We start from the raw sequence: 25,017 nt of genomic DNA on the forward strand, positions 1-25,017 counted from the left end.
CCGGCTTCCTTCAGATTCCGGGTCACCCCGGACACCCTTGCCCTTGGCTAACGGCTACAACGACCTTCACCGTTCGGGACTCTAACCCTAAAGCTTGCGCCCATGTCGGGCACACATCAAAAAAAGATCTCGGAGAGGTGGAACTCCGAGATCTTTACGTTCTTGCTTGACCATCTAGGTCGTACTTGTCTTGTAGAGATGGTGGGGCCATCTTTACGATTTGTTGTAGAACAAAAGTGAAAATCGTTACATCATCAAGCACCCCGAAAAACACAAGGAAGTCAGGGATAATGTCAAAAGGAATGACAATATATAAAATTAAAAAGCCCACAGACAGAATTTTTTTCTGAATGGGGACTTGCCGAGTCGTAAAGAACTCCCACAAGAACGGAACAGATTTACGAACATTAAACAGAAAACGTATTCTCCTCCATATCTTACGCATACCTTCACCCACATTTCAGTCATAATATTATTGAGGTTATAGTATAACTTTACCCGCTATGTATTCGTATGTATCACCTTTTTTACAGAAAAAATGCATGCTTGATTGTCAGCATGCATTTGAAAATAAACGATTAGCATATAATGTTGAGCTTGAAATTACGTTATAACTTGTTTCCTCATCGTTAAAGTTTGCATAAGCTATGAAAATAAAAATGGCCGTTAGAATAATTAAAGCCATTATGAGAAAGATTACCTTCCACAGCAAACTAATACTCTTTTCATTACTCTTCTTCACTGCCACATTCATCGCCCCTTCCACCCCTTAGAATGCACCGAAACCCTAAAATTACTCATGCTTCATCTAATTAAAGGGTGCCAGACACCCTTTGGCGCGGTGATGTAATAGCGAAGTGACGCGTGTCTGGCACCCTTTAGTGCTGTGCAGTGTTTAAGAGCATGTCTACATGCGGGATGCCGTCTTCAAGGTAGACCTGACTAATATTGGTGAAACCGAGTGATGTGTAGAAGTCATTTAAGTAGTGTTGAGCTTGAATTTTGATGGCCGGTTCTCCCCACACTTGAAGAATGGTATGTAACGCTTTCTCTAGCAACAATTGAGCATGACCTTCGCCTCTTCTTGATTTTCTCACAAAGATTCGTCCAATCGATGCTTCTTTATATTTAATGCCAGAAGGAAATAGTCGACAATAGGCTACTATTTCTCCATTGTTCTCAAGCCAGAGATGCTCGGCTTGATCATCATCTCCATCTACTTCAGGATAGGGACAGTTTTGTTCTACTACAAATACCTGAACCCGCTCCTTGAATATATCGTGCAACTCCCTTTTGCTTAACTCTTCATACGATTTTAGCTTCCACTCCATGTAAGAATTCCCCCTCTAAAACGTTTATTTCATTATAAGGAATACCTTTAGTCTAAAAAAGTAATAATTGTTACCGAAATAGTTTTATGGAGCGACAGCAAGGGGAAAGAGGGTACTTAGAAGGAGGACCGATCGACTCATGAAAATCATCCCACCAGGAATCCGAAAATATTTAGAAATGTCACAGAGATTAAGAAAACATGAGCTACAACTCACTTTATGGTTCACCCCTGCTATTTACATCTTATGCTCATTTTTCTTTGCAGCAGTCATCTTATTAATCGATTTAAACGTACAACTAGGAAATTGGGTCCCTAAATTCCTGCAATCGAATGCTTCTGTTTCAAGAATGCTGATTACAACGTTAATAGGAGGCATGTTAACCCTCACTGCCTACACGTTAAACTCCGTCCTTGTCGTCCTTACAACATTTAGCGGGCAATTCTCACCAAGGATGTTACTTAATTTCGTTTCAGATAATCGCACACAGCATGTCCTTGGAATCTTTAACGCTTGTTTTGTTTATGTATTAACGCTCTTTATTTTTATTACAAACTACGAAGACCAAACATTCGTGGCTATTCCTTTAGTGACGACCCTAGTTGCATTATTTGCAGCAGTCACCTTTATTTATTTTATTAATCACGCTACAACATGGATGCAAGTTCATAACATTTCTTACAATATGCAATCGATCTCTAAACAAATCCTCAATCAGTCGATTTCACAAGAAATGTCCCCCTACCGAAGTACCGATACGCTGTATCATGAACAAGAGGCTAAGAAAAAACCTGATCATCCAGAGAAAATCTTCACGAAGCAGTCTGGGTACATCCAGCTTATCAACTTCGACCAAATTATTAATCAAGCCCAGAAAGATGGTATTGTCGTTCAGTTAGAAGCAAGTGTTGGTACATTTTTATTAGAAGGAAATCCAATCCTATCTTACTGGAGTGGGAATGGGGAACCTAAAGATATTGATCATCATTTATACTTAAGCATGTTAGAGATCGGACAAAAACAAACTGAAATTCAGGATGTGGAGCATGGGCTTAACAAGTTATCGGAAATTGCCATTAAAGCTCTTGGCAATAATGATCCAAAGACAGTAAGCAATGTGATCCATCAATTAGGAGAGTTACTTCTAACCATTTCAAAAATGATGAACATTCCTCCTTACCTCGTCGACAACGAAAAACAACTGAGGTTGATTATACCAGGCGAAAGCTTTGAGTTTTATTTATATAAAGGATATGGGTACATTCGCCACTATGCAGAAGGAAACATTCAAATAATCACAGAGATTCTACGCGTGATGAACTTATTAGCTAAATCCGTTGACCCTGCCCACCACAAAACTTTATGGGAATTTGCATGTAACACCGTTTACGGTTTTCAGTCTCTTCACATTTATGAGCTCGACCAGCACTACCTTCTGGAGACACTTAAAGACTTAAGTGAAACCACTGGTCATGAAGAAAAATACGAAGACATTCGTGACCAGATCATTGAAGCTGATCAACCAACAGCCGATCCTTATAAAAACCAACAAAAAGCTGCCCCAAATCAATAACGGGCAGCTTTTTCCCTGACCATTCCCTTTATCACACTAACACACAGAAGCGTGCCAGACACCCTTCACTTCTCTAAAGCATTAGAGGGTGTCTGGCACGCTACATTACTGTAGAGAGGTAAAGTGAAGTGAATCATTCTTCTTCAGAGTCTTGTGGGTGGGACCAGGAGCTATTTCGTTCATTCTTCTTCGGATCCCAGTCCTTTTCATCATTGCTTTCAATAATGCCTAAAGATGCATCTGAAATGTCATCACTTTTTAACAGGCGATCCCATACTTTGAACTTAATATCATCCGCCTCTTCTAGTGATAAACCCTTTTCTAACTCTAGCATTGCCTCCACGTGGTACGTGCGCCCTTCCTTCACGATGCGCATCCTTCTTATATCTACAACTTGTTTATGTTCTAAAATAGACTGAGCAACGTCACGTTCTACGTCACGAGGTGCAGCTACTCCTATTAAGCCAATCATGTTCTCATACCCAACACGAAACGCTACAGCAAACATCAACAGTCCGATTAGAAGAGTCACGACCCCATCCAGAATCGCAAAGTTTGTAAACGTCGTAATGGTTACCGCAATTAGAGCAAGCAAGGCGCCCAATACAGCAACTATGTCTTCAAAAAAGACAAGTCTGGTAGGCGGTGAAGCTTGGGGAAGATTCTGAATCGCTTGTGATGGGATCTTCCACCCAGAAGCTTCTTCTTTCGCCTCTTTGTTGATTTCCTTCATAGCTTTAACCAAGATCCATCCATCAATTGCAATGTTCAAAAGAAGGATACCTGCGTTCAGCCAGAAACTCCCTGATTCTTTCGGGTGCTGAATTAAGTGCCACCCTTCTTTCACCGACTCATAGCCTAATATCGTAACAATAATAACAGCAATCATTACAAAAATATTAATAACCCTGCCAAATCCCGTTGGAAAACGAGAGGTCGGTTCCTTCTCAGCTAACACACTTCCGGCAAATACAAACCCCTGATTCACAGAATCTGCAAATGAATGTAGAGTGGACGCAAGCATAGCTCCACTGCCACTCACAGCAGCTCCTATCGCCTTCGCAATTGCAATGATTAAGTTGCCTGAAGCGGCGTAAGCTGAAGATTTATTCCCTTTTTTAATTAAATCAATCCATGATTGGGATGCCATACCCTATACCTCCTGCCTCACAAATACTTATGCTACTAGTAGTATTCCGAAATCTGTGCATTTCATGAATGCAACAAAAAAAGCCAGTCCCCCCTAACGAGTAGGCGACTAGCTTTTAGTATTCATTTTCAATTATCATGTACGCTCTTGATTGGGCTTCGATACAGCAAGCACCCACCAAATCAGTAATGGTTGGAACAAGAGGCGAACCCAAAGAAGCGTTTTATTTACTTCATCTGAACCAGGGGCTGGAATACCGGCAATGGCAGCATAAATATTTGCCGGGAAGATTAGTACAAGGTAAACAGCTGTCCAAATCCCAGCTTGTCTACGAGTCGAAGGGATAAGTAATAAAATGGCCAAAATCCATTCAATAATGCCTGTAGCATAAACAATCATATTTCGAAAAGGAATAATGTCCGGGATCATAGCGGCGAACCCTTCAACTTGAGTAAAGTGCACAACACCCGCAACGATAAAAAACAAACTAAATAGAACAAGACCGATCATTTTTAAAATTGACTTCACGATTAGAACTCCTTTCTCATCTGTCTTTTATCTTACTTGATTGACTGTACACCATCAAAGCATGACTCTTCGCTAACTTTGTAAAGCATACTTGACGCAATGGTAAATGTGAAGTAAGCTTTACTTATTAAATTACAAATATTGGAGGTTTTTTGTAGTGGAAATCGGTGCTCTCATTATGATGTACATGGGATTGCTTGGAGGTTTAGGAGGATGGTATTTCGGACGTAAACAAGCTAGTAAAAACAGGGGACTCGATGAAAGGTACGAACACATATGGAAAACTGCACGGTCATATTCTTGGTATGCAACGTTATTCGCTATCTATGTTGTATTAACCCTAGCTATGGTGGGTGTTGAGTTATCCGTTGTCCCCATTGCCTCCATACTATTAGCTGTCCACATTTTCAGCTGGGGACTTATAGGAGGAATCTTATCGATTCAGATGTCGCCCACTGAAGCCCCTGATTATTTACTTAAATTCATCGGTGGCCTTGCTTTAGGAGCAGGTAGCATTATTCTGTTCGTTATCTTAACCATCGCCACAGGTGATTACCGTTTCCTTGTTATTATGACCCTCCCCGTCCTAATCGGAACCATCATCTCTATTCAAGCCAAAAAAAGTGCCAGACACCCTTTAACTAAGTAAAGGGTGTCTGGCACCGTTTAGTTCTGTGCAGAGATAAAGGATCGGAAGTTTGTGAGAAGGGACTCGGGACTTTCTTCAACCATTACCATGTCACGGTTGTCTTTCTTTAAGAATTTCTGTTCAACCATATGATCAAACAGAGAGATTAAAGGTGTATAGTATTGGTTCGTGTTCAGAATTCCAAATGGTTTCTGATGAATTCCAATTTGAGCCCAGGTGTACACTTCAAAAAACTCTTCAAGCGTCCCCGCTCCACCTGGTAAGGTGATAAATGCATCGGATAACTCCGCCATCTTTGCCTTCCTTTCGTGCATGGAATCCACAACGTACAGTTCCGTAAGACTGGCATGGGCAATTTCTCGCTCCACTAGTTTCTTTGGAATCACCCCGATTGCTTCGCCTCCTTCAGCAAGCACTGTATCCGCAACAGCACCCATCAGACCGACGCTTGAACCACCGTAAACAAGGGTAATACCTTGTTGGGCAAGAAGACTTCCTAAACGTACTGCATCCTCTTTATATGCAGCAGAAGCGCCTTCACTTGATCCACAAAACACAGCAATCCTTTTCATCCAATCACCTCGATAGTTTATAAGTATGAAATTACTAAAAGTATAGAGGATTTTTCAAATGAATAAAAGCAGGGAAATGTAAAGATATATAAATGACTCAAGGAGGCGATTGCAATGTTCCCAGAACATTTACGCAAACTCGGTAACAAGCGTATTGAACCTTATCAAACAGAGGGATTCGTTCCTGGTAAAGGGCCGAAGTATCCAGATATTATGGTAATCGGAGAAGCACCAGGAAGAAATGAGGTTATAGAAGGCGCACCCTTTATTGGACAGGCTGGCGAGAAACTCACTGAGTTCTTTGAACATATCGGGGTAGACCGAGACGAGTTATATATTACAAGCGTAGTGAGGAGTCGTCCTTACAAGGTTGTAGAAACGACAGATCGAAAAGGAAATCCCATAACCAAAACGCCGAATAGAACCCCAAACCAAAAGGAAATACTCGCTCACGCTCCTCTTCTCGATTATCAAATCGATGAAATGAAACCAAAAATTCTCGTCACACTCGGTAATATTGCTTTAAGACGCTTAATCGGAAAAGATTATAAAATCTCTGACGTGCATGGAAAAGTTTTAAATCAACCGATTTATAAATGGACTGGTGAAGAAGATGAATCCTATGAACTCACAGAAGAAACCTACACAATCTTTCCCATGTATCATCCAGCAGCTGTTCTCTATAATGGCTCATTAAAAGACACCATCTATCAGGATTTCGAAAACCTAAAACAACTATTGAACCACTAGGTCACTTTACTTAGGTAAAGCGTGCCTGGCACCCTTTAGTACGATAAAGGAAATATAGAATAAGAAAAAATTGTTGACTTTAGCGCTTTTAAGCGTTTAAGATATAAAGCAAGTAATCGTACGAATAAAGTGTAAAAGTGTCGATGGATTTGAAGTAGTAACTCTTTCCCTGTTTCAGAGAACTGGTGGTCGCTGCGAACCAGTACATAAAGACGTTACGAATTACGTTTCCTTAGCTTTGATGTGATGTGCACCACATCAACGGGTCTGTTCCGTTATCAACGATGAAGAGATAATCTCTTTCGTATAGAGATTATAATCAGGGTGGTACCGCGAATGAATCCGTTCGTCCCTGCTGGCACATGAGCTGGCAGGTTTTTTTACGCCCATTAACTTTAGTGCTTAAAAGCGTTTAAGTGTTAAGGTATTACATCTACTAGTTCTTTAACCCTTTAGAGGTAAGAAGCGTGCCAGACACCCTCTATTGCGGTAAAGCACTAAACGGTGCCTGGCACCCTGTTTTGCTGTAATGGGTTAAAGAATTTGAGGTCTGGCGGGTTGTGGGTTGGACGATGGGGAGTCGAGGGGCTACAATAGGTGTAAGGAGGAGAGGATGATGAGAAAATTCGGTGTTGTTCTAGCTTATTTAGCCGTAATTGCAAGCGGAATGATGATTGCTTTGCTTTTATTCACTCCGTCTCAGCGCAAAGGGCGCATTCGTTCCACACCTCACACTGTAGAAGCCCCTACGATTCAAACAAAGCCAAGTCACAAAGAGACAGAAGAGACAGAGCTAGTTGAGTTTGCAGAGCAAGAAGAGTTTAAGAGCTTAGTAGAGAAAGAAGAGTTAGTAGAGGCAAGTTTAGAACAAAGAGACCCGTTCGAAGAGACGAGAGAAAGCATAAGAGATGAGATGAGATCGGTAGTTGAGATGAGCGATATTGAACGCTCCCTTAACCCGCAACCCATTAAAGGCAATCAAAATTCCAAAGGGGAAAAAATCTACCACATGCCTGGCGGTCAATATTACAACCGCGTGAAGGCGATCGAAGTGTTTAACACCCCTTCAGAAGCAGAAGCAGCAGGATATCGAAAGTCCAGACGTTAAAGGTTTGCTTCCATAGGTAGCAAACCTTTTTCTTTTATTTATAGATCACCTCCATTTTTCTACAAATTTTACCCTTTCCATAGTCCCATCCAACCTAGGTCAAAATGGTTATTTTTACAAAAGTTAGAATATTATAATTTATTTCCTCCCCTCTTTCGTGTACGATTCAAGTAACCATATTGAGGAGGGGTTACCATGGAGAACATGTATCTGATTCCTTACCAAACGGAAGATGTATTTGAAAGTACATCAATGATCCCAGAAGGCGTGCGCATGATTGAAGCACCTGCGATCTGGGAGCAAACATCAAAAGGAAAAGGTAGCGTTGTCGCCGTTATAGATACAGGGTGTCAGCTTGATCATCCTAATCTAGAAGGGCAAATTATCGGTGGACGTAACTTCACAACAGATTACGAAGGAGATGAAACCAACTACGCTGATAACAATGGCCACGGAACCCACGTAGCAGGCACAATCGCCGCCTCTGAAACGACTACTGGTGTTGTAGGTGTCGCTCCCGCAAGCCAACTCCTTGTTCTAAAGGTTTTGACCGGATCTGGACGTGGGAATTATGACTGGATTATTGATGCCATTAACTATGCTACAAACTGGGAAGGTCCAGACGGTGAACGCGTCCGAGTCATGTCCATGTCTCTTGGAGGTCCAAGTGATGTACCAGAGCTACATGAAGCAATTAAAACAGCTGTCGAAGCAGGGATTTCTGTCGTTTGTGCGGCAGGAAATGAAGGTGATGGCCGGGAGGATACGAATGAATATGCCTACCCGGGAGCTTATAACGAAGTCATCCAAGTAGGTGCTTCAGATTTCAATCGAAATATTGCTGACTTTACCAATACAAATGATGAAATCGATCTTGTAGCTCCTGGCGTTAACATCCTTTCCACTTATACAGAAGGTCGTTATGCTCGCTTATCAGGTACTTCCATGGCTACTCCGCACGTATCAGGTGCTTTGGCGCTGCTCATTCACCTCGCTGAAAAGCAATTAAATAGAAAGCTTTCAGAGGCAGAAGTTTATGCTCAACTAATCAAACGTACCGCTCCAATCGGGAGCTCACCACAAGCAGAGGGGAATGGCTTCCTCACACTTGGATTAGTTCATAAACTTGAAAGCCTCTTAAACCTCTATACCATCGACTGGAACGATATGGTCAAACGAAACACTGACAAAGTTGAAGTATAAAAAAAGACTTGTCCCCTATTCGGCGGGACAAGTCTTAACCTTACATTTGCTCTGTCATATGAGTTAATCGATCTGCTGATGCCGCTACCGTTGCGGAAGCTTGATCCATTTCTTTAATGTTTTCGAGCAATTGTTTCGTTTCCTGATCAATGCGTTCGTTATGTTGAACAGTCTCTCTCATATACGTAAGGATTGTTACGAAGGAGTCTGTCGTTTCTTTCATACTTCCTTTTCCTAATTCTACAAAAGATCGAATCGAGTCAATCGATTCTGTAACATGAGAGCTTTGCTGATTCACGTCTTTAATAAGATCTGCTACGGTTGATGTTGATTGCTTCGTCTGTTCTGAGAGTTTACGAATTTCCTCCGCTACTACCGCAAACCCTTTTCCATATTCCCCTGCACGTGCTGATTCAATCGATGCATTCAAAGCAAGCAAATTCGTCTGCTCAGCAATCCCGCTTACAATATCAATGACTTCAGTAATTCGTTTGGAAACTTCCTTTAACCCTTGAGCATTCTCTGTAATTCGTTCCATCCCTTGTTCCATGCTATCCATGTTCTCATCCTGATATTCAACCTGGCGCTTACCGGCTTCAGAAGCATGCTCAGATTTCTTGGCTAGTTCAATGCCCTGGTTCGCCATTTCTTTAACATTTTGCGATTGTAACGTTAACTCTGTAATGGACGAGCTTGTTTCCTGTGACGTGCCCGCTAATCCCGATGCCACATCTTGAACTTTCCGATGCAGTTCGTCGGCCTGAGTTTGCTGCTCGTGCCGTATTCGTTTATGCTCTTGCTCATAAGCCTCGATCACGAGTTGTTGTTCGAAATTCAACATCTTCGTCAAAGTTTGGATTGCTTCAGTGAAATGTGCAGGTTGCTCGATTTCTACACGTAAGATGTCAAATAACGAATTTAACAAACTTTGAAACGCACCCACATACCACTTTGTTTCTAATCCCACACGTACATGGGCAAAAGCAATACGATAACGCTTCTCGAGAAAATCTTGATCGACTCGACCATCAAACAGCTCTTCTATATGTTGCTTTAATGTTGTTTTCAACCGCCCTAGCGTACTATGATCCTCAATAATCTCCATCAAGTTGGGTTGTTTAGTAATGTTGGCATAAAACTGTTCCGTAATAGTATCAATATGCTCTCGAATGGTTGGCTCTAATGACCTCATAATCTGTAAGTCTCTCTCGGTTAAACCAATGACCTCAAGCTGTTTCTTAATTTCCCCCGGAACCTCAAGGTGAACTTCCAAACTCTCTAGGTTATTCTCCTCGTTTTGACGCTTTTTATCTTTAGTCAATAAACTTAGTAATGGCATAAGAATTTGTCTCCCCCTGTAACATAAAAGCTACTTTATAAATACATGTCTATCTTATATTTCGTCAGTTAGGAGATATTTGTTAAGGAAGCAAACGAGTTCCTACAGAAATATTTTCTTATCTATCCCAGCACAATTGATGATTTGCACAAAAAAGCCAGAGATGCTACTCTCCGGCTTCAGGACAAATCCATTCTGTTTGATAATGTTCTAGATCTCCAAGCCAATTAGGTGGAGCCGACTGATCGGACACTACTGCAAAGATTTCTTCAAGATTTGACATCTTAGCATACGTTCGTTGCCCGATCTTGGAGTGATCAGCCAAAATAAACGTTTCATCCGCATGCTCGATAAGTTTTCTCGTAAACATGGCCTTATTTGGATCATAGCTTGTGATACCATAGCGTACATCCACACCGTCGGTCGCAATAAACGCTTTGTCTACATAGAAATCATTCATGATCTTCTCCGCAATTGGACCAGATACGCGTAAATGGTCAGCATCCACTTCTCCGCCTATGAAGATCACTCTTGCATCTATGAGTTGCTTCTTCTTATAATCAATGAGCATATTTAAAGCAGGTACCGAACTTGTCATAATGGTAAGGTTGTTCTTGTGTGTAAGGAAAGGAATCATCTGAAGCGGCGTGCTCCCTTCATCAATCACGATCACATTATGATCCTGGACTTGCTCTGCGGCAAGTCTACCAATCAATTGTTTCTCTGATGTTCGAATGGAAGTTCGCTCATAATGTGGGAGTTCGGTTTCCAGCTGCACTCGAATCGCGCCCCCATAAACTTTCTTCAGTTTATGTTCACTCTCAAGGTCATCCAGGTGACGTCGAATCGTTTCCGTTGAGACATTTAACATCTCAGCTAATTCATTCACACGCACTTTTCCTTTATCATTTAACAACTGAACAATTTTTCTTTTTCTCTCTTCTGCTACCAATGACACTTTCAGTTCCTCCTCTAAACGGTCTACTCTCTCTATTGTAACGCTTCAGTCCATCTTAGACACATTATAACGAAGCAATTTCTTCATGAACTCTTATCTCTCTTTTTTCTAGCTCTCGAAAAATTCCCTCTGGTGAAAAGGCTTCTTCCGGTATGACAACCCCAGTGCTTGAAACATGACCTTTGCCAATAAATTCTGCAGCAATAGCCATGGGGATCCCCACATTACGTGTATAAGACCTTAATTCTTCCCATCCCTCAACCGAACCATCTGACAAAGGATGCGTATGGGTCAGGGTATGCTTTTGCAACCCTTTATCTTTCTTTCCTACCACCTCTACATGAAGAGCATAGCCATACAAATCAGTTGTTTGACCTTCCTCAGATTGACCCAAATACTGACTAACGCAATCAAGGATTCCTATTTCTCGGTCATTCACCACAATTTTATCATTTCTCGTAATACCATATTCATATAAAGCTTTCATTAACCTCATATTGGGCTGTGGCCACGTCCCTCTAACTTCAATGAGTCCTACACCTTTATGTTGCAGAGCTTGAGATAACGTGATGGTTTCAGCATGCGGGATAATATATTGAGTCGTTTCTCCGTACGGTTCTGGAAGAACAACTTGACGTGGCCTTGCAAATGGAGGCACTTGTTTCAATTCCCCATCTTCATATACGACCCGTCCTTCTAGATACGGATCATACTCGTACGTAGTCGTTTCCGTAATCGATTTGGAAAAAGCGATTGGTCTGAACGAACCGTGACTTACTCGGACACTCTCAATTTCGTCCAATTGGTTCGCAGCGTGCATAGCCATCATTTGCGTAACACCAGGCGTCATCCCGAACCCTGCGACAAACGTTTTCCCTTTCTCAACAAAGAGATCATGCCAGGCATTTTCTTCTCCAAATCCATTCAAATTCACACCATGGCACCCCGCTTCAGCAATACATCTTGTAGATAACCCATTTAGCGTAATGGTTGTACCATCCATAACAACATCATAGCCTTTCAACTGCTCTACAGTTGTTGCATGATCCCGTACGTTCACATATTCTACATCCACTCTAGGGTCATCAAGCCAAGCAGCTACGGCCTCTGCTTCTTCAACATTGTAGTCCCCAATCGTAATAGTCGTAAACGATCCAAATTGAACAAGATCGAGCACGGCCTCTCTAGAGATCTGACCAGCCCCACCAAGACAGAACACTTTCATGTAAAGACCTCCCCATTTAACCTATTGGCTCTAACCAATACATACTCTTTTCGACCGCTGTTAGAAGACGCTCAATATCCTCTTCATAAATTTCTCCTATATTGCCAATACGGAACGTTTCCTGATTTGTAACTTTACCAGGATAAATCACAAAGCCTTGTTCCTTTAATTTCGTATAAAAATGATAAAAACTAAACGCCTCATGGACCGGCTCACGAAATGATGTAATGATTGGCGATTGATCGGCATCCGGTAGCAAAGTCTCAAATCCTAACGTTCGCATACCCTTTACAAGTCTTCTTTGATTTGTGCGATAACGCTCACTTCTCGCCGCGATTCCGCCTTCTTCCTTCAATTCCTGAAGCGCTTGCTTAAAGGCGTGAACCGTATGGGTTGGAGATGTGAAACGCCACTTTCCTTGTTCTTCTTCCATTGTGACCCATTGATCATATAAATCGAGCGACAATGAACGGGCCTGGTTCGCACATTTGTTGAGCTCCAACCGATTAGCAATAACAAAACCAAAGCCCGGTACACCTTGTATGCATTTATTCGCACTACTGATTAAGAAGTCAATTCCTATATTCTGAATTGAAATGTCCATACCGCCAAAGCTGCTCATCGCATCCACAATGTACGTCTTGTTATACTGCTTCACAAGTTTTCCTATTGCTTCAATTGGATTAACCATCCCTGTTGTCGTCTCACAATGCACGACCGCTACATGTGTAATGCTCTGATCTTCTCTCAGCTCACGTTCAATCCCTACTAAATCGGGAGTATTCGATTCTCCTCCACACACGACTGTAACCGGTATATGAAGTCGTTCAGCAATCGTTGCCATGCGGCTCCCATAGGCACCATTGGCAACAACGAGCACCTTGCCTTCAGACGGAATAACGGTTCCAAGGACGGACTCCACACTAAATGTCCCGCTTCCCTGCATTAATACAGACGTATAGTCCTCAGCTGATACTCCTCCAATTGTTAGTAAGTCAGAACGAATGGATTGCACAAGTAATTTATACTCCTCATCCCATGTACACCAATCTTTTAACATCGCCTCTCTCACACTTGAAGAAGTAGATAGAGGGCCAGGAGTTAATAAGAGATAAGGGTTTTGATCGTTATTAAAATTCATCGTTTAGCTCTCCTTTCCATTCTCGCTTTCCAATAGAGCCTGCTCCAGAATATCAAGCGCTTCTGTTAGCTGGTCTTCCGTAATCGTTAACGGTGGACAAAGTTGAAGCACATTTCCCTTAGACACTTTAAAACTAAGTCCGTTCTGTAAACACGTGTGCATGATTCTGTCCGCTTCCTCTCTTGCTTTTTCCTTCGTATCCCGATCCTTCACGAGTTCAATTCCAAATAAGAGACCTACGCCTCTCACATCCCCAATAACAGAATAAGATTCTTTCATGGTTTCGAGTCTATCTCTCACCATACATTCCAGCTGTCGCGATCGCTCTAAAAGCCCTTCCTCTTCAATCACTTCGATTGTGGTTAGTGCAGCTGTTGCGCCTACAGGAGACTTTTCATGCGTATAATGACCAAGAGAGGTTTCTTCCACTTGATCGAGCGCTTGGTCAGCGAGAAGAGCAGCCATAGGGAATGCCCCCCCTCCAAGGCCTTTACCAAGCACAACCATATCCGGCTCTATACCATAGTGCTCGAAAGCAAACATCTGTCCCGTTCTTCCTAATCCGATAGCTGTTTCATCAAAAATTAATTTTATATTATGTCTTGTACAAATCGCCCTCAGCTGCTTCATAAATGCTTTTGAAGGCATCTGCACATCCGTATTCCGAATCGGCTCCATTACAAAAGCGCCAACCTCTCCGTCTTGCTTTACAATATACTCAATATAGTTCGCTAATTGTCGATCATCAAGGCTCGCCCCCTCCCATAATGGTCTGTATGTTTGAATAGGGGGAACATGTATTGCGCCGGGAAGGAGCGGGCCTATTTGGCGACGAAAGTGAGCTTCACCTCCAACAGACAATGCGTCCATGGAAGCACCGTGAAAGGACTCCCACATCGAGATTGTTTTATATTTTCCTGTCGTGAATCTAGCTAGCTTCAACGCCATGCCAATTGCAGATGTAGCCCCTGGGGCAAATAAACATTTAGATAAAGAGCCAGGTGCCAATTCAGCTAACTTCTTACCCAACCGAATCGCAGGTTTATTTGTATAGCGTCTTGTGGAGAAACTTAACGTGTCGAGTTGTTCTTTCATCGCTTCAATTACCCTTGGGTGACCGAATCCTACTTGGTGCACAGCGTTCCCATGAAAATCGTAGACAACTTTTCCATCAATCATGGTTAAGAAAGGACCTTTAGCCTCTTCTACAACGTCAAGACAAGGAGTAGACAAGGATTGTTGGAAAAAGTTCTCTTGATCATCGATCAACCATTCTTGCGTCTCTCGACTTTGGTTCTCAAAATGTTTTCTTCGTAATGGAGAGTGATTGCTATCCCCCTCCCCATACAGATAAGACTTAAACATGAGCGACTTCAGACTCTTCAGTTTGGTTCATTTCGTCGATCAAACCAGGTAATTCACTCATATCCTCTATGACATAATGAGCACCTGCTTCGAATAAAACGCGTTTTGCCTTTTCTATTCGAGCATTCAGCTCTGCGTCTTCCATGACATCAACTTGTTCTTTCGTTAATCCGAGCGTACTACTCCCTTTTACCACTCCTACAGTCAACATACCTGCATTTAACCCTTCTGCCATATCACTTGTCGTGTCGCCGACTTTAATCATTTGTTGCATAGGATAGACACCAAGATTCATCGCGTTGGCATAACACATCCACGGTAACGGTCTACCTGAAGACACTTCAGTTGATGCAACAACAGAATCAGGGGCATAGCCTTTCTTCTTCGCTTCTCGCGCTACGACCTCGACCATCTCTTTCGTATAACCAGTAGTCGAACCAATCTTTATTCCTTTATTTCGAATAGCTTCTACGGCCTCCAATACGTGAGGAATAGGCTCTGCATAGTTTTCTAGAACGCGAAACATCATTGGCTCAAAGTCTTCATATAAAGCTCGTACATCCGCTTCTGAAGGCTCTTCGCCGTGTAGCCCTTCCCACTCCTTTGATACGCGGTCCATCTGGCAGATCGCCCGTATATGGTCAATTTTCAATAACCCCATAGGCTCTCTTGCTTCTTCTAATGTGATGTAAACCCCACGTTTTCGAAAAACTTCAATAAAGACATTTACAGGAGCAAAACACCCATAATCTACTGTGGTACCAGCCCAGTCAAAAATGACTCCTTTAATTCGATTATTCATAGTAACCATCCTTTCATCGTTTCCACGCATATGTTTTTTTAAAGAGAAACCGAGATGCAACTTCATATAGTGTGCGGACGAGTATATTTGTAGCAATAATTAATAGCGCCATCGCAGCAGCAGGAGCAATATCTCCGGCATCATCCATGTTCACCATTGCTATAGACGCAAGCTTCCAGTCTGGTGAATAAAGAAATACTACAGCCGATATGGTTGTCATCGAATTCACAAACAGATACATCGCCATTTCTAAAATAGCTGGTAAAGAAAGGGGCAATGTCACCCTTGCGAACGTTTTATAAAATGGAACATCCATTGCTTCTGAAACAGACTCATACGCTTTGTCTTGCTGTTTCAATGAAGTAGTAGCCGTCAAGAATGAAACGGAGTAAAAGTGTACAAGATTAGCCAACACTAATATTGTCATTGACCCATAGAGCCAATTGAATGGATTCATAAACTCAATCGACGTAAATGGAACCTGAAACATTTGCTGATTAAAGAAAAAAATAAATGCAAGTCCGATTACAAGACCAGGAAGAGCGATCGGTAAGATGGAAAGAAAGTAAGAAATCTTCCTAATGACTTTCATATACCGGGATTTCTCTACCAGATATGCACCAAGGAAAATAAGGAAAGTTCCAACAACAGCGGTTATGCTAGAGACTAGTAAGCTATTCCAATATGGTTTAAGCCCATCACCTGCTACATTCCCAAATCCAAAATGTCTAAAGGTAAGGGAGAAGTCATAAGGCCACACTTTAACAAATGCGGCTGCCACGATCGCTCCAAACAATAGGAGGAACATACCAGAAACAATTAAACAGTAAAGCGTATATAAACGGTCCCGTCTTTTATTATTCGGAGTTTTGTATGGGATAGCTTTGGAGCTAATACCGCCTTCTTTCTTTCGTTGTATAATCTGATCCACTACAAAAGCTATGACAGCTGGAATAGTCAAAATGATTCCAACCGTTGCTCCCATTGAAAAGTTCTGCTGCCCAATGACCTGTTTATAAACATCTGTAGCTAGTACGTTGTATTGCCCTCCAACTACTTTTGGAGCTCCAAAATCTGTGAAGCTAAGGGTGAAACAAACGAATATTGCGCTCACCAAACCATATTTTATATTTGGTAGTGTTACAGTAAACAACTTCCTCAGTTTACTAGCCCCAAGAGTATCAGCCGCTTCATATAGACGCTGGTCAGCCGTTGATAGAGCTACTTTTAAAATTAAAAAGGCTTGTGGAAATGTAAAGATCACTTCAGACAAAACAATTCCTTTCAGCCCATAAATCTCAAAATCCCATTCTCCAATGCCAAACCAGTCCTCTAACGTGCCGAAGAATCCTGTTGTAATTACACCATTGTTCCCAAACAAATAGATTAGGGAAATGCCATACATCATCGTTGGAGCAAATAACGGGAGCAGTGCCATATAGGTGAAGAATGTCTTCCCTTTCATGTGGGTACGTTCAATAGCATATGCATATAGGAGAGCAGCCCCCACCGAAATGATCGTCGTAATAACAGCTACTGTTACCGTATGATAGGCCGATTGAAACAAGCTGGGAGATGAGAAATAAGTGAAAAAGTTCTCAAGGCCTATATATTCTCCGCTCCGATTCTGAAGAGCCCGCTCCATGAGCTCAATGACTGGCAACACAATGAAAGTAAATAGCCCTACTACCATGCAAACAATCAGCAGTCGTTGCCATTGCCCCGATGAACTTGTCCGTTGAGGAACGGTTTCCTGATATCCTAATAGTGTTTTCACTGCTGTAATCATAGAGATTCTCCTAACTTATTGATGAAACCAATGGCTTTGATTGAACAGGATAGTCTGTAAAATGCATCATGCCGCTTTCCTGAAACTTCATATAGATGGTTTGTCCAAGCTCATATTGTTCTTTCTTATATTCTTCAGCTGATACATCAGCAAAAAGGTACCTAGCTTGTTTATTTATCTTATTTTTAAGCATCATTCTGTAAAAACCACCGCGGAACTCCATATTTTCAATCGATACGGGGATCGAGTTTTCCCTCAACTCTGTTTTCAGCTCAACATGTTCAGGTCGAATCGCACGTAAAGAAGAAGCATCTTCCAAGAAATTAACAGTTCCAATAAAATCAGAAACAAATGGAGTCAGCGGATACTCATACACTTCCTGAGGAGACCCAGACTGAACAAGCTCCGCATTATTCATGACCACCATCTTATCTGCCATTGACAATGCTTCTTCCTGATCATGTGTGACCATAATCGTTGTAATCCCAAGTTGCTTCTGAAGCCTCTTCATTTCATTCCGTAACTCCACACGAACTTTTGCATCAAGAGCAGATAATGGTTCATCCAAAAGCAAGAAGTCAGGAGAAAGGGCAAGGGCACGAGCTAAGGCAACTCTTTGTTGCTGTCCGCCGGATAACTGAGCTGGATACCGATCGGCGATATGCTCAAGGTTTACTTGTCTTAGAGTTTCGTGAACTTTTTCACGGATCGAACGCTTTGTCATCTTTCTAGTCTTTAATCCATACGCAATGTTTTGGAAAGCCGTTAAGTTTGGAAATAACGCATATGACTGAAACACAATCCCAAAATTTCGTTTAGCAGGTGGCAAGTGCGTAATATCTTTTCCATTCATCATCACAGCTCCTTTGTTCGGTTGCTCAAGGCCTGCGATGATGCGAAGTAATGTCGTCTTACCACATCCACTTGGACCTAAAAGACAGACAAACTCTCCTTTACTCACAGAGAAAGAAACGTCTTCTAAAGCTGTAAATTCTCCAAAATTCTTATAAACTCCGTTAACTTTTAAATGTTCCATTACATGCCCCACTCCTCATAAGAAAAAATTAAATAGAAGAGGAAGAGCTCCCCTTCTTATTCTTCAGGGGCACTCTTTCCGTCATATTTCTTTGTCCATTGATCAAGAATCATGTCACGATTCTCAGCAGCCCAGTTAAAATCGTTCTCGATTAGCTGTTCCGTCGGATCTTCAGGGAAGCCTTCTGGTACTGGCTTGTCTGTTGGAACAGTTGTGATGGCAAAGTTCTCACTGTATTCTTTCATCGCTTCATCAGAGATTGCCCAGTCCAAGAATTTCTTTGCTGCTGGTTTCATAGTATCTTTTTTCACTAGAGCATTTGCTTCTAGATCCCAACCTGATCCTTCTTCTGGGAAGATCGTTTTGATGGGCTCACCTTTTTCAGCTTGAGTAATCCCTCTATATCCGAAGGAAATGCCAATTGGGTATTCTCCTTGCCCTGCCAACTTAGCTGGTTTAGAGCCAGAGTGCGTATACATTCCAATATTCTTGTGAAGGTTATCCATGTAGTCCCACGCTTCTTCTTCGCCCATCGTTTGCATAAGAGCAGAAACAGTCAAGAAACCTGTACCTGATGAGGCTGGATTAGGCATAACAATTAAATCTTTATATTGCGGATCTAGTAAGTCTTCATACGATTGCGGAATATCTAATCCCATCTCTTCCATTTCAACTGTATTTACAGAAATACCAGTCATCCAGGCATCAATACCTACCCAGTGTGGTGTTTCACCATCACCCTTGTATGCGTCCCCTACACGTTCAATCCCTTCTGGAGCATATCCTTCAAGCATGCCTTCTTGATCTGCTACTAGCAGGCTTGTCGCAGCGAGACCCCATACAGCGTCAGCTTTAGGATTGTCCTTTTCTGCAAGAAGTTTTGCCGTAATGACACCAGTTGAATCGCGAACAATATTCACTTCAATATCAGGGTACTTTTCTTTAAAAGATTCTAAGTACGTAGGGATCATGTCATCTTCAAGCGCCGTATACACCGTAATTTCTTCTTTCTTCGTTTCAGCTGTTCCACTTGAGCAAGCCGCTACAAAAAGCATAGATAAAGCCACAACAATCAACATCATTTTCTTCATTTGTTTGTTCCTCCTCAAATTGTGTTCATTTACGAGCAAATTCTTTATGGCCTCCGGATAAACCATTTATCTTTTGAATTACTCTTAATGTTTTCTACACTTATACTATAATCTTTATTTGTAAACAGCATATTAACCCAACATTAATTGTGTGTTTTTTGTTGTTTTGTTGTTGTTTTTATTGGTTTAGAGAAATTGGTTAAACGAATTGTTTTAAAAATACATCAATTACCGTTAAAATAAAGAAAACACCTTAGAGTGGAAGGGGAATAAACAGATGAGAAAAAAAGTCCTTACAATTGCAGGATCAGATAGTAGCGGAGGAGCTGGAATCCAAGCTGATTTGAAGACATTTCATCAGCACGGGGTATACGGCATTTCTTCTTTAACCACTATTGTGGCTATGGACCCGGAGAATGGTTGGGCTCATAACGTATTTCCAATGGAACTTAATACAGTGAAAGAACAATTAAAGACCGCGACGTCTTTAGGAATAGATGCAGTAAAAACAGGTATGCTGGGTTCACCTGGTATCATTGAACATGCAGCGGAGGTCGTAGAACAAAACGGGATCACTGATGTGGTCATCGATCCTGTTATGGTTTGTAAAGGGACGGATGATGTCCTTCATCCAGAGAATTTAACAAGCCTTCGTGAATCTCTTGTTCCTCGTGCCAAAGTAACAACACCTAACCTCTTCGAAGCTGCCAAACTTGCAGGACTTCGTCGAATTGAAACAGTAGAAGAACTAGAAGGTGCAGCGAAAACCATTCACGAACTAGGTGCACAAAACGTTCTAATCAAAGCCGGAACGCTTGTAGACAAAACAAAAGCAACCGATCTTTTATATGATGGACAAGCCTTCCACTATATCCAAACTGACCAGTTTGATACAGGAAACGTCCACGGAGCAGGTTGTTCCTACGCAGCAGCGATCACCGCTGAACTTGCAAACGGCAAAGAAGTATTAGAAGCTATTACATCCGCGAAAGCCTTTATCACAGCAGCAGTAAAAGAAGGCTTCCCTCTAAACGAATACGTTGGCCCTGTTTATCAAAAAGGGGATTCTAGTGTTGTTGAAGTTTCCGTCACAACGAAATAATGGTACTAAAAAAGAGCTTGAATGGTGATTCAAGCTCTTTTTCTATTTGTTCTCCATAAGACCCTAGTCCTCCTCATAGGCTCCCTTATATGGAAGATTTGGAGCCGAGATGACTTTGTTATGCAATAGATAGAGGTCGTTTCCTTTAGCCTCAATGGAGCGTAAGGTGGTCCTGGAAATCACTCGCTTTCCGCGGGCGAGCTGGCGAGCCTCCTCGGGAAAATCACCCTGCGGGGTCTCGTCTACCTCTTTCTCCCGCAGGAGTCTCGCAATTTCCAGAACCACCTTTGCCGAATGTAGAGTAACGGAAACGCGCCATATATGGAAATATGGGCTTAAGAACAAGAATTGTATGAGGTCCGTTCACCACCTATTGGCAGGGCTTGCTCGGGGACTGCGAGACTCCCGCGGGGTAAGGAGCCTAGGGAAGACCCCACAGAGAGCGATAGCGAACGAGGAGGCTTCCCAGCTCCCCGCAGGAAAGCGAGTTGTCCCCGAGCAAGCCCAAGTACTTTTACAGCAACGGACCTACCTCTACTGTCTCAGCTTCAAGCCTTCAACATTACTGCCTTATCCTTGAATAAGCATATAAAAAACGCATGTGGTCTCAATTTGAGACCACATGCGTTATCGTTACTTATTCAACGGTTACACTCTTAGCAAGGTTACGCGGCTTATCCACGTCACAGTCACGGTGAAGGGCTGCGTAGTATGAAATCAACTGCATTGGAACAACTGATACTAGAGGTGTTAAGAGTTCGTGCACCTGTGGAATGACAAATGCGTCGTTCTCTTGGTCTAACCCCTTCATACTAATAACACAAGGCTTCGCACCACGTGCTGCTACTTCTTTCACGTTACCTCTAATTGAATAGTTTACATTCTCTTGTGTTGCGAGCGCCACAACTGGTGTTCCTTCTTCAATAAGGGCTATTGTGCCGTGCTTCAGTTCGCCGCCTGCGAATCCTTCCGCTTGAATATAAGATATTTCTTTTAGTTTTAATGCGCCTTCTAATCCAACATAGTAGTCTTGACTACGTCCGATAAAGAAGCAGTTTCTTGTTGTTGATAAATAATCAGCAGCAATTTGTTCAAGCTCTTCTTTTTGGTCACAAAGAGCTTCCATTGCGTTCGCTGCAATCCCTAATTCTTTCATAGGGTTAAATTCTAACTCAATTCCTTTTGCTTTCGCTGTGTCAACAGCAAGAATAGCTAATACAGCCATCTGAGCTGTGTATGCTTTCGTGGAAGCGACAGCAATCTCAGGTCCTGCATGTAAGTGTAGCGTGTAATCCGCTTCACGAGAAAGGGTAGAACCAGGTACGTTCGTAATCGTAAGGGCCGGATGACCTTTTGCCTTCGTTTCGACAAGTACCGCACGACTATCCGCAGTCTCTCCACTTTGAGAGATGTATACGAATAGTGGTTTCTCAGAAAGAAGAGGCATGTTATAAGAGAATTCACTAGCTACGTGAACCTCTACTGGTACATTTGCTAGTTTCTCAATGAACTGCTTCCCGATTAAACCAGCATGATAACTTGTTCCACATGCAATAATGTACACGCGGTCACAGTCCATCATAGCCTGACGAACGTCTGGATCTAATTTAATTTCATCATTTTCATTTTGATATTCTTGGATAATTTTACGAATCACAAATGGTTGTTCATCAATCTCTTTTAGCATAAAGTGTGGATAGGTACCCTTTTCAATATCACTTGCGTCGAGCTCAGCTGTAAATGGTTCGCGGTTCACTTGCGTACCATCTAACTTTTGAATCTCTACTTCATTACGACGTACAAGTACGATTTCTTTGTCTTCTAATTCAACAAATTGATCGGTTACCTTCAACATTGCTAATGAGTCACTTGATACAACATTAAAACCTTCTCCTAAACCAACAAGAAGAGGGCTTTTATTCTTAGCTACATAAATAACGTCAGGGTTTTCAGCATCAATAATACCAACAGCATAAGACCCTTTTAACAAGGAAATCGCTTTACGGAACGCTTCTTGTACGTCGCCCATTTCTTGATAAAGGTTCTCCACAAGCTGTACGATAATCTCCGTGTCTGTTTCGCTATTCATTTCTACATCTGCCAAGTATTCACGCTGAACATCTTCGTAGTTTTCGATTACACCGTTATGAACAATAGTAAAACGGCCAGACGCGCTTTGGTGCGGGTGAGCGTTTTCAAAGCTTGGCGCGCCATGCGTCGCCCAGCGGGTATGACCAATTCCCATTGTTGCTTCGATATCTTTCTTCTCTACTTCTGAGCGAAGAGCAGCAATACGTCCTTTTACTTTCGTAACATGAACACCTTCATCATTTAACTCCGCAATACCAGCTGAGTCATAACCACGGTATTCAAGCTTCTCTAAGCCTTGTAATAAAATTTCTGTTGTATCTTGTGTTCCGATATATCCTACAATTCCACACATATCGTTGTTTCCTCCCTAACTGTAAGGGGCAAATCAACGTACCGATGTTCGGGGCTTGACCTGCCCCTTCCTCATGAATTTTATTTTTCGATCACCTTGCTTCGATTCTTTGTGCAAAGGGTCACCCCTTTGTTTTAGAATAAAAGCTTACGATTGAGGTGAATTCCAACCGGGAGGCATCCGCCGATACTCGATGAACCTCCTCCTCGTCAACTATCTTCTATCCGTTCTGAAGATAGTCCAGGCGCTTTTAGTTATACTAAAATTTTTAACTTTGTCCCTATGTTTTCACAAACATGCTGCGATGTATTCACACAGACTTAATAATATTACCTCTTACGAATACACCTTAAACCTATTATGTGAAATTTGCATGGAACAAATTTCATTTTACTCTAATTCGTGTGACAAGGTCAATATCTGAAGCATTACATGTTTATTACAATTGTTAAATCTGTTCCATATAAAATATGCGCAGGGACACATAATGTGCCACCTGCGCATTTATTTTAGGCTTCCTTCATACCTAGTTCAGCTTGAACTACTTGGACCACCTGATTTACGTATTTCTCACAGTCTTCTTCTGTCGGTGCCTCAACCATGACACGGACAAGCGGCTCTGTTCCAGAAGGACGAACAAGAACACGCCCTTCATCTCCCATAGCTTTTTCAACCGCTTCAATCTCAGAAGTAATGCGAGGGTTAGTCATTACTTTCTTCTTATCAATCACACGTACGTTCTTTAATACTTGCGGATATTTCTTCATCTCAGCAGCTAATTCTGATAATGATTTTCCTGTTTCTTTCAAGACATTTACTAACTGTAACGCTGAGAGCAATCCATCTCCTGTCGTGTTGTAATCCAAGAAGATAATATGTCCAGACTGTTCTCCACCAAGGCTGTAATTGCCACGACGCATTTCTTCTAACACATAGCGATCGCCTACATTTGTCTTATCACTCTTCATACCATTCGCTTCTACAGCCTTATAGAAGCCAATATTACTCATAACAGTTGAAACAACAGTATTATGACGAAGGCGACCTTGTTCATTTAAGTACTTAGCGCAGATGAACATGATTTGATCCCCATCCACGATTTCACCATTCTCGTCCACGGCAATTAAACGATCCCCATCACCATCAAACGCTAATCCAATGTGAGCTCCCTTTTCTTTCACAAAGGATTGTAGTGCTTCTGGGCTTGTAGAACCAACTTTATCGTTAATGTTCAAGCCATCTGGAGATGATCCCATTGTTGAAAGCTCTGACTCTAAATCCGCGAAGATATGAGGGGCAACAGAGGATGTTGCACCATGTGCGCAATCTAAAGCAACGTGTACACCATCAAAATCGTAATCAATGGTTTGCTTCAAATATTGCATATATTTTTGACCACCTTCGAAGTAGTCATTCACAACACCTACATCAGCTCCAGTAGGTCTTGGAAGTTCATCTGTTTCTTGATCCATTAGTGCTTCTATTTCATTCTCTTGTTCGTCTGTTAATTTAAATCCATCAGGACCAAAGAATTTAATGCCATTATCTTCAACAGGGTTATGAGAAGCAGAGATCATAACTCCCGCTTCAGCTCCCATAGACTTTGTTAAATAGGCTACACCTGGAGTTGGAAGAACTCCAAGGCGCATAACCTCAGCTCCGATCGACATTAATCCTGCTGTTAAAGCGTTCTCAAGTAGTTGACCAGAAATCCGTGGATCACGGCCTACTAATATTTTTGGCTTTGGTGTGTCTTTCGTTAACACATAGCCTCCGTATCTTCCTACTTTAAATGCTAGTTCTGGTGTTAACTCCTGATTGGCTACGCCACGCACACCATCTGTACCAAAATATTTTCCCAT

General features: G+C 42.0%; 23 protein-coding genes and 1 other annotated feature. Of the genes, 6 read left to right on the forward strand and 17 right to left on the reverse strand.

The genetic code is table 11. The features are described from left to right. Nucleotides 1–154: 154 nt before the first annotated feature. The 3 genes from IEW76_RS20185 to IEW76_RS20195 form a co-directional block, all read right to left on the reverse strand. The gene (locus tag IEW76_RS20185; RefSeq protein WP_036786705.1) at nt 155–445 is read right to left on the reverse strand and encodes a YkvA family protein; all 291 of its coding nucleotides are present in this window, start codon (nt 443–445) and stop codon (nt 155–157) included. Between the two features lie 108 nt (nt 446–553). Then, a complete protein-coding gene (locus tag IEW76_RS20190; protein ID WP_188656178.1) occupies nt 554–754 on the reverse strand; it encodes a hypothetical protein in 201 nt (66 codons plus the stop codon). Between the two features lie 124 nt (nt 755–878). After that, entirely contained in the window at nt 879–1,331 is a 453-nt protein-coding gene (locus IEW76_RS20195; protein ID WP_188656179.1) for a GNAT family N-acetyltransferase, read from the reverse strand. Nucleotides 1,332–1,470: 139 nt separating this feature from the next. Here IEW76_RS20195 and IEW76_RS20200 point away from each other — a divergent pair, with 139 nt between their 5' ends. Continuing rightward, complete coding sequence (locus IEW76_RS20200; protein WP_188656180.1) at nt 1,471–2,904, forward strand: DUF2254 domain-containing protein; 1,434 nt, start codon at nt 1,471–1,473, stop codon at nt 2,902–2,904. Nucleotides 2,905–3,037: 133 nt separating this feature from the next. On the opposite strand, the gene IEW76_RS20205 is transcribed toward IEW76_RS20200, so the two are convergent. Next, nucleotides 3,038–4,054: a cation diffusion facilitator family transporter gene (locus IEW76_RS20205; protein ID WP_188656181.1), complete on the reverse strand. Its 1,017-nt coding sequence runs from the start codon at nt 4,052–4,054 to the stop codon at nt 3,038–3,040. Nucleotides 4,055–4,189: 135 nt separating this feature from the next. Beyond that, nucleotides 4,190–4,582 (reverse strand): DoxX family protein, encoded by a 393-nt coding sequence (locus IEW76_RS20210; protein ID WP_229721320.1) that lies wholly within the window; start codon nt 4,580–4,582, stop codon nt 4,190–4,192. Between the two features lie 157 nt (nt 4,583–4,739). Between IEW76_RS20210 and IEW76_RS20215 the strand changes: the two genes are divergently transcribed. After that, entirely contained in the window at nt 4,740–5,231 is a 492-nt protein-coding gene (locus IEW76_RS20215; protein WP_188656182.1) for a hypothetical protein, read from the forward strand. Between the two features lie 17 nt (nt 5,232–5,248). Here IEW76_RS20215 and IEW76_RS20220 read toward each other — a convergent pair whose 3' ends face one another. Beyond that, nucleotides 5,249–5,803 carry an LOG family protein gene (locus tag IEW76_RS20220; RefSeq protein ID WP_188656183.1) on the reverse strand — a complete coding sequence of 185 codons (555 nt, stop codon included), beginning with the start codon at nt 5,801–5,803 and terminating at the stop codon, nt 5,249–5,251. A 114-nt stretch (nt 5,804–5,917) separates the two neighbouring features. Here IEW76_RS20220 and IEW76_RS20225 point away from each other — a divergent pair, with 114 nt between their 5' ends. From IEW76_RS20225 to IEW76_RS20235, 3 genes are all read left to right on the forward strand, one after another. Continuing rightward, the gene (locus IEW76_RS20225) at nt 5,918–6,553 is read left to right on the forward strand and encodes a uracil-DNA glycosylase (RefSeq protein WP_188656184.1); all 636 of its coding nucleotides are present in this window, start codon (nt 5,918–5,920) and stop codon (nt 6,551–6,553) included. A gap of 131 nt (nt 6,554–6,684) precedes the next feature. Continuing rightward, nucleotides 6,685–6,910, forward strand: a binding site (T-box leader). A 256-nt stretch (nt 6,911–7,166) separates the two neighbouring features. Then, entirely contained in the window at nt 7,167–7,661 is a 495-nt protein-coding gene (locus tag IEW76_RS20230) for a sunset domain-containing protein (RefSeq protein ID WP_188656185.1), read from the forward strand. Nucleotides 7,662–7,856: 195 nt separating this feature from the next. Continuing rightward, nucleotides 7,857–8,864 (forward strand): S8 family peptidase, encoded by a 1,008-nt coding sequence (locus tag IEW76_RS20235; protein WP_188656186.1) that lies wholly within the window; start codon nt 7,857–7,859, stop codon nt 8,862–8,864. A 40-nt stretch (nt 8,865–8,904) separates the two neighbouring features. Here the strand turns inward: IEW76_RS20235 and IEW76_RS20240 are convergent, their stop codons facing one another. The 9 genes from IEW76_RS20240 to IEW76_RS20280 all read right to left on the reverse strand — a co-directional run bounded on the left by IEW76_RS20240 (nt 8,905) and on the right by IEW76_RS20280 (nt 19,610). Next, nucleotides 8,905–10,203 (reverse strand): globin-coupled sensor protein, encoded by a 1,299-nt coding sequence (locus IEW76_RS20240; protein ID WP_188656187.1) that lies wholly within the window; start codon nt 10,201–10,203, stop codon nt 8,905–8,907. Between the two features lie 166 nt (nt 10,204–10,369). Next, nucleotides 10,370–11,161 (reverse strand): DeoR/GlpR family DNA-binding transcription regulator, encoded by a 792-nt coding sequence (locus IEW76_RS20245; RefSeq protein ID WP_188656188.1) that lies wholly within the window; start codon nt 11,159–11,161, stop codon nt 10,370–10,372. Between the two features lie 64 nt (nt 11,162–11,225). Beyond that, nucleotides 11,226–12,386: a saccharopine dehydrogenase family protein gene (locus IEW76_RS20250; protein WP_188656189.1), complete on the reverse strand. Its 1,161-nt coding sequence runs from the start codon at nt 12,384–12,386 to the stop codon at nt 11,226–11,228. 16 nt (nt 12,387–12,402) lie between these two features. Continuing rightward, nucleotides 12,403–13,527, reverse strand: coding sequence for a 2-aminoethylphosphonate--pyruvate transaminase (gene phnW / locus IEW76_RS20255; protein ID WP_188656190.1), 1,125 nt, complete (start codon nt 13,525–13,527; stop codon nt 12,403–12,405). Nucleotides 13,528–13,530: 3 nt separating this feature from the next. Further along, a complete protein-coding gene (gene pbfA / locus IEW76_RS20260) occupies nt 13,531–14,892 on the reverse strand; it encodes a (R)-1-hydroxy-2-aminoethylphosphonate ammonia-lyase (RefSeq protein ID WP_188656191.1) in 1,362 nt (453 codons plus the stop codon). Beyond that, a complete protein-coding gene (gene phnX, locus IEW76_RS20265; protein ID WP_188656192.1) occupies nt 14,885–15,694 on the reverse strand; it encodes a phosphonoacetaldehyde hydrolase in 810 nt (269 codons plus the stop codon). The genes pbfA and phnX overlap by 8 nt, the downstream gene beginning before the upstream one ends. A 13-nt stretch (nt 15,695–15,707) precedes the next feature. Beyond that, the gene (locus IEW76_RS20270) at nt 15,708–17,483 is read right to left on the reverse strand and encodes a putative 2-aminoethylphosphonate ABC transporter permease subunit (protein WP_188656193.1); all 1,776 of its coding nucleotides are present in this window, start codon (nt 17,481–17,483) and stop codon (nt 15,708–15,710) included. A 10-nt stretch (nt 17,484–17,493) separates the two neighbouring features. Next, nucleotides 17,494–18,519: an ATP-binding cassette domain-containing protein gene (locus IEW76_RS20275; protein ID WP_188656194.1), complete on the reverse strand. Its 1,026-nt coding sequence runs from the start codon at nt 18,517–18,519 to the stop codon at nt 17,494–17,496. Nucleotides 18,520–18,575: 56 nt separating this feature from the next. Then, entirely contained in the window at nt 18,576–19,610 is a 1,035-nt protein-coding gene (locus tag IEW76_RS20280) for a putative 2-aminoethylphosphonate ABC transporter substrate-binding protein (RefSeq protein ID WP_188656195.1), read from the reverse strand. A 277-nt stretch (nt 19,611–19,887) separates the two neighbouring features. On the opposite strand from IEW76_RS20280, the gene thiD reads away from it, so the two are divergent. Next, nucleotides 19,888–20,712, forward strand: coding sequence for a bifunctional hydroxymethylpyrimidine kinase/phosphomethylpyrimidine kinase (gene thiD, locus IEW76_RS20285; RefSeq protein ID WP_188656196.1), 825 nt, complete (start codon nt 19,888–19,890; stop codon nt 20,710–20,712). Nucleotides 20,713–21,349: 637 nt separating this feature from the next. On the opposite strand, the gene glmS is transcribed toward thiD, so the two are convergent. Beyond that, nucleotides 21,350–23,155, reverse strand: a complete 1,806-nt coding sequence (gene glmS, locus IEW76_RS20290; RefSeq protein WP_188656197.1) for a glutamine--fructose-6-phosphate transaminase (isomerizing) — start codon at nt 23,153–23,155, stop codon at nt 21,350–21,352. A gap of 509 nt (nt 23,156–23,664) precedes the next feature. Beyond that, complete coding sequence (glmM, locus tag IEW76_RS20295; protein ID WP_188656198.1) at nt 23,665–25,017, reverse strand: phosphoglucosamine mutase; 1,353 nt, start codon at nt 25,015–25,017, stop codon at nt 23,665–23,667.

It is taken from the genome of Pontibacillus salipaludis (assembly GCF_014642405.1).
In the GTDB taxonomy this organism is placed as follows: domain Bacteria; phylum Bacillota; class Bacilli; order Bacillales; family BH030062; genus Pontibacillus; species Pontibacillus salipaludis.

Bases quoted from the DNA above. Each gene is read 5' to 3' on its own strand.
- thiD (WP_188656196.1), top strand. From the start codon at position 19,888: ATGAGAAAAAAAGTCCTTACAATTGCAGGATCAGATAGTAGCGGAGGA.
- phnX (WP_188656192.1), bottom strand. From the start codon at position 15,694: ATGAATAATCGAATTAAAGGAGTCATTTTTGACTGGGCTGGTACCACA.
- pbfA (WP_188656191.1), bottom strand. From the start codon at position 14,892: ATGTTTAAGTCTTATCTGTATGGGGAGGGGGATAGCAATCACTCTCCA.
- IEW76_RS20240 (WP_188656187.1), bottom strand. From the start codon at position 10,203: ATGCCATTACTAAGTTTATTGACTAAAGATAAAAAGCGTCAAAACGAG.
- IEW76_RS20225 (WP_188656184.1), top strand. From the start codon at position 5,918: ATGTTCCCAGAACATTTACGCAAACTCGGTAACAAGCGTATTGAACCT.
- IEW76_RS20270 (WP_188656193.1), bottom strand. From the start codon at position 17,483: ATGATTACAGCAGTGAAAACACTATTAGGATATCAGGAAACCGTTCCT.
- IEW76_RS20275 (WP_188656194.1), bottom strand. From the start codon at position 18,519: ATGGAACATTTAAAAGTTAACGGAGTTTATAAGAATTTTGGAGAATTT.
- IEW76_RS20195 (WP_188656179.1), bottom strand. From the start codon at position 1,331: ATGGAGTGGAAGCTAAAATCGTATGAAGAGTTAAGCAAAAGGGAGTTG.
- IEW76_RS20185 (WP_036786705.1), bottom strand. From the start codon at position 445: ATGCGTAAGATATGGAGGAGAATACGTTTTCTGTTTAATGTTCGTAAA.
- glmM (WP_188656198.1), bottom strand. From the start codon at position 25,017: ATGGGAAAATATTTTGGTACAGATGGTGTGCGTGGCGTAGCCAATCAG.
- phnW (WP_188656190.1), bottom strand. From the start codon at position 13,527: ATGAATTTTAATAACGATCAAAACCCTTATCTCTTATTAACTCCTGGC.
- IEW76_RS20280 (WP_188656195.1), bottom strand. From the start codon at position 19,610: ATGAAGAAAATGATGTTGATTGTTGTGGCTTTATCTATGCTTTTTGTA.
- IEW76_RS20205 (WP_188656181.1), bottom strand. From the start codon at position 4,054: ATGGCATCCCAATCATGGATTGATTTAATTAAAAAAGGGAATAAATCT.
- IEW76_RS20190 (WP_188656178.1), bottom strand. From the start codon at position 754: ATGAATGTGGCAGTGAAGAAGAGTAATGAAAAGAGTATTAGTTTGCTG.
- IEW76_RS20235 (WP_188656186.1), top strand. From the start codon at position 7,857: ATGGAGAACATGTATCTGATTCCTTACCAAACGGAAGATGTATTTGAA.
- IEW76_RS20220 (WP_188656183.1), bottom strand. From the start codon at position 5,803: ATGAAAAGGATTGCTGTGTTTTGTGGATCAAGTGAAGGCGCTTCTGCT.
- IEW76_RS20230 (WP_188656185.1), top strand. From the start codon at position 7,167: ATGATGAGAAAATTCGGTGTTGTTCTAGCTTATTTAGCCGTAATTGCA.
- IEW76_RS20250 (WP_188656189.1), bottom strand. From the start codon at position 12,386: ATGAAAGTGTTCTGTCTTGGTGGGGCTGGTCAGATCTCTAGAGAGGCC.
- IEW76_RS20200 (WP_188656180.1), top strand. From the start codon at position 1,471: ATGAAAATCATCCCACCAGGAATCCGAAAATATTTAGAAATGTCACAG.
- glmS (WP_188656197.1), bottom strand. From the start codon at position 23,155: ATGTGTGGAATTGTAGGATATATCGGAACACAAGATACAACAGAAATT.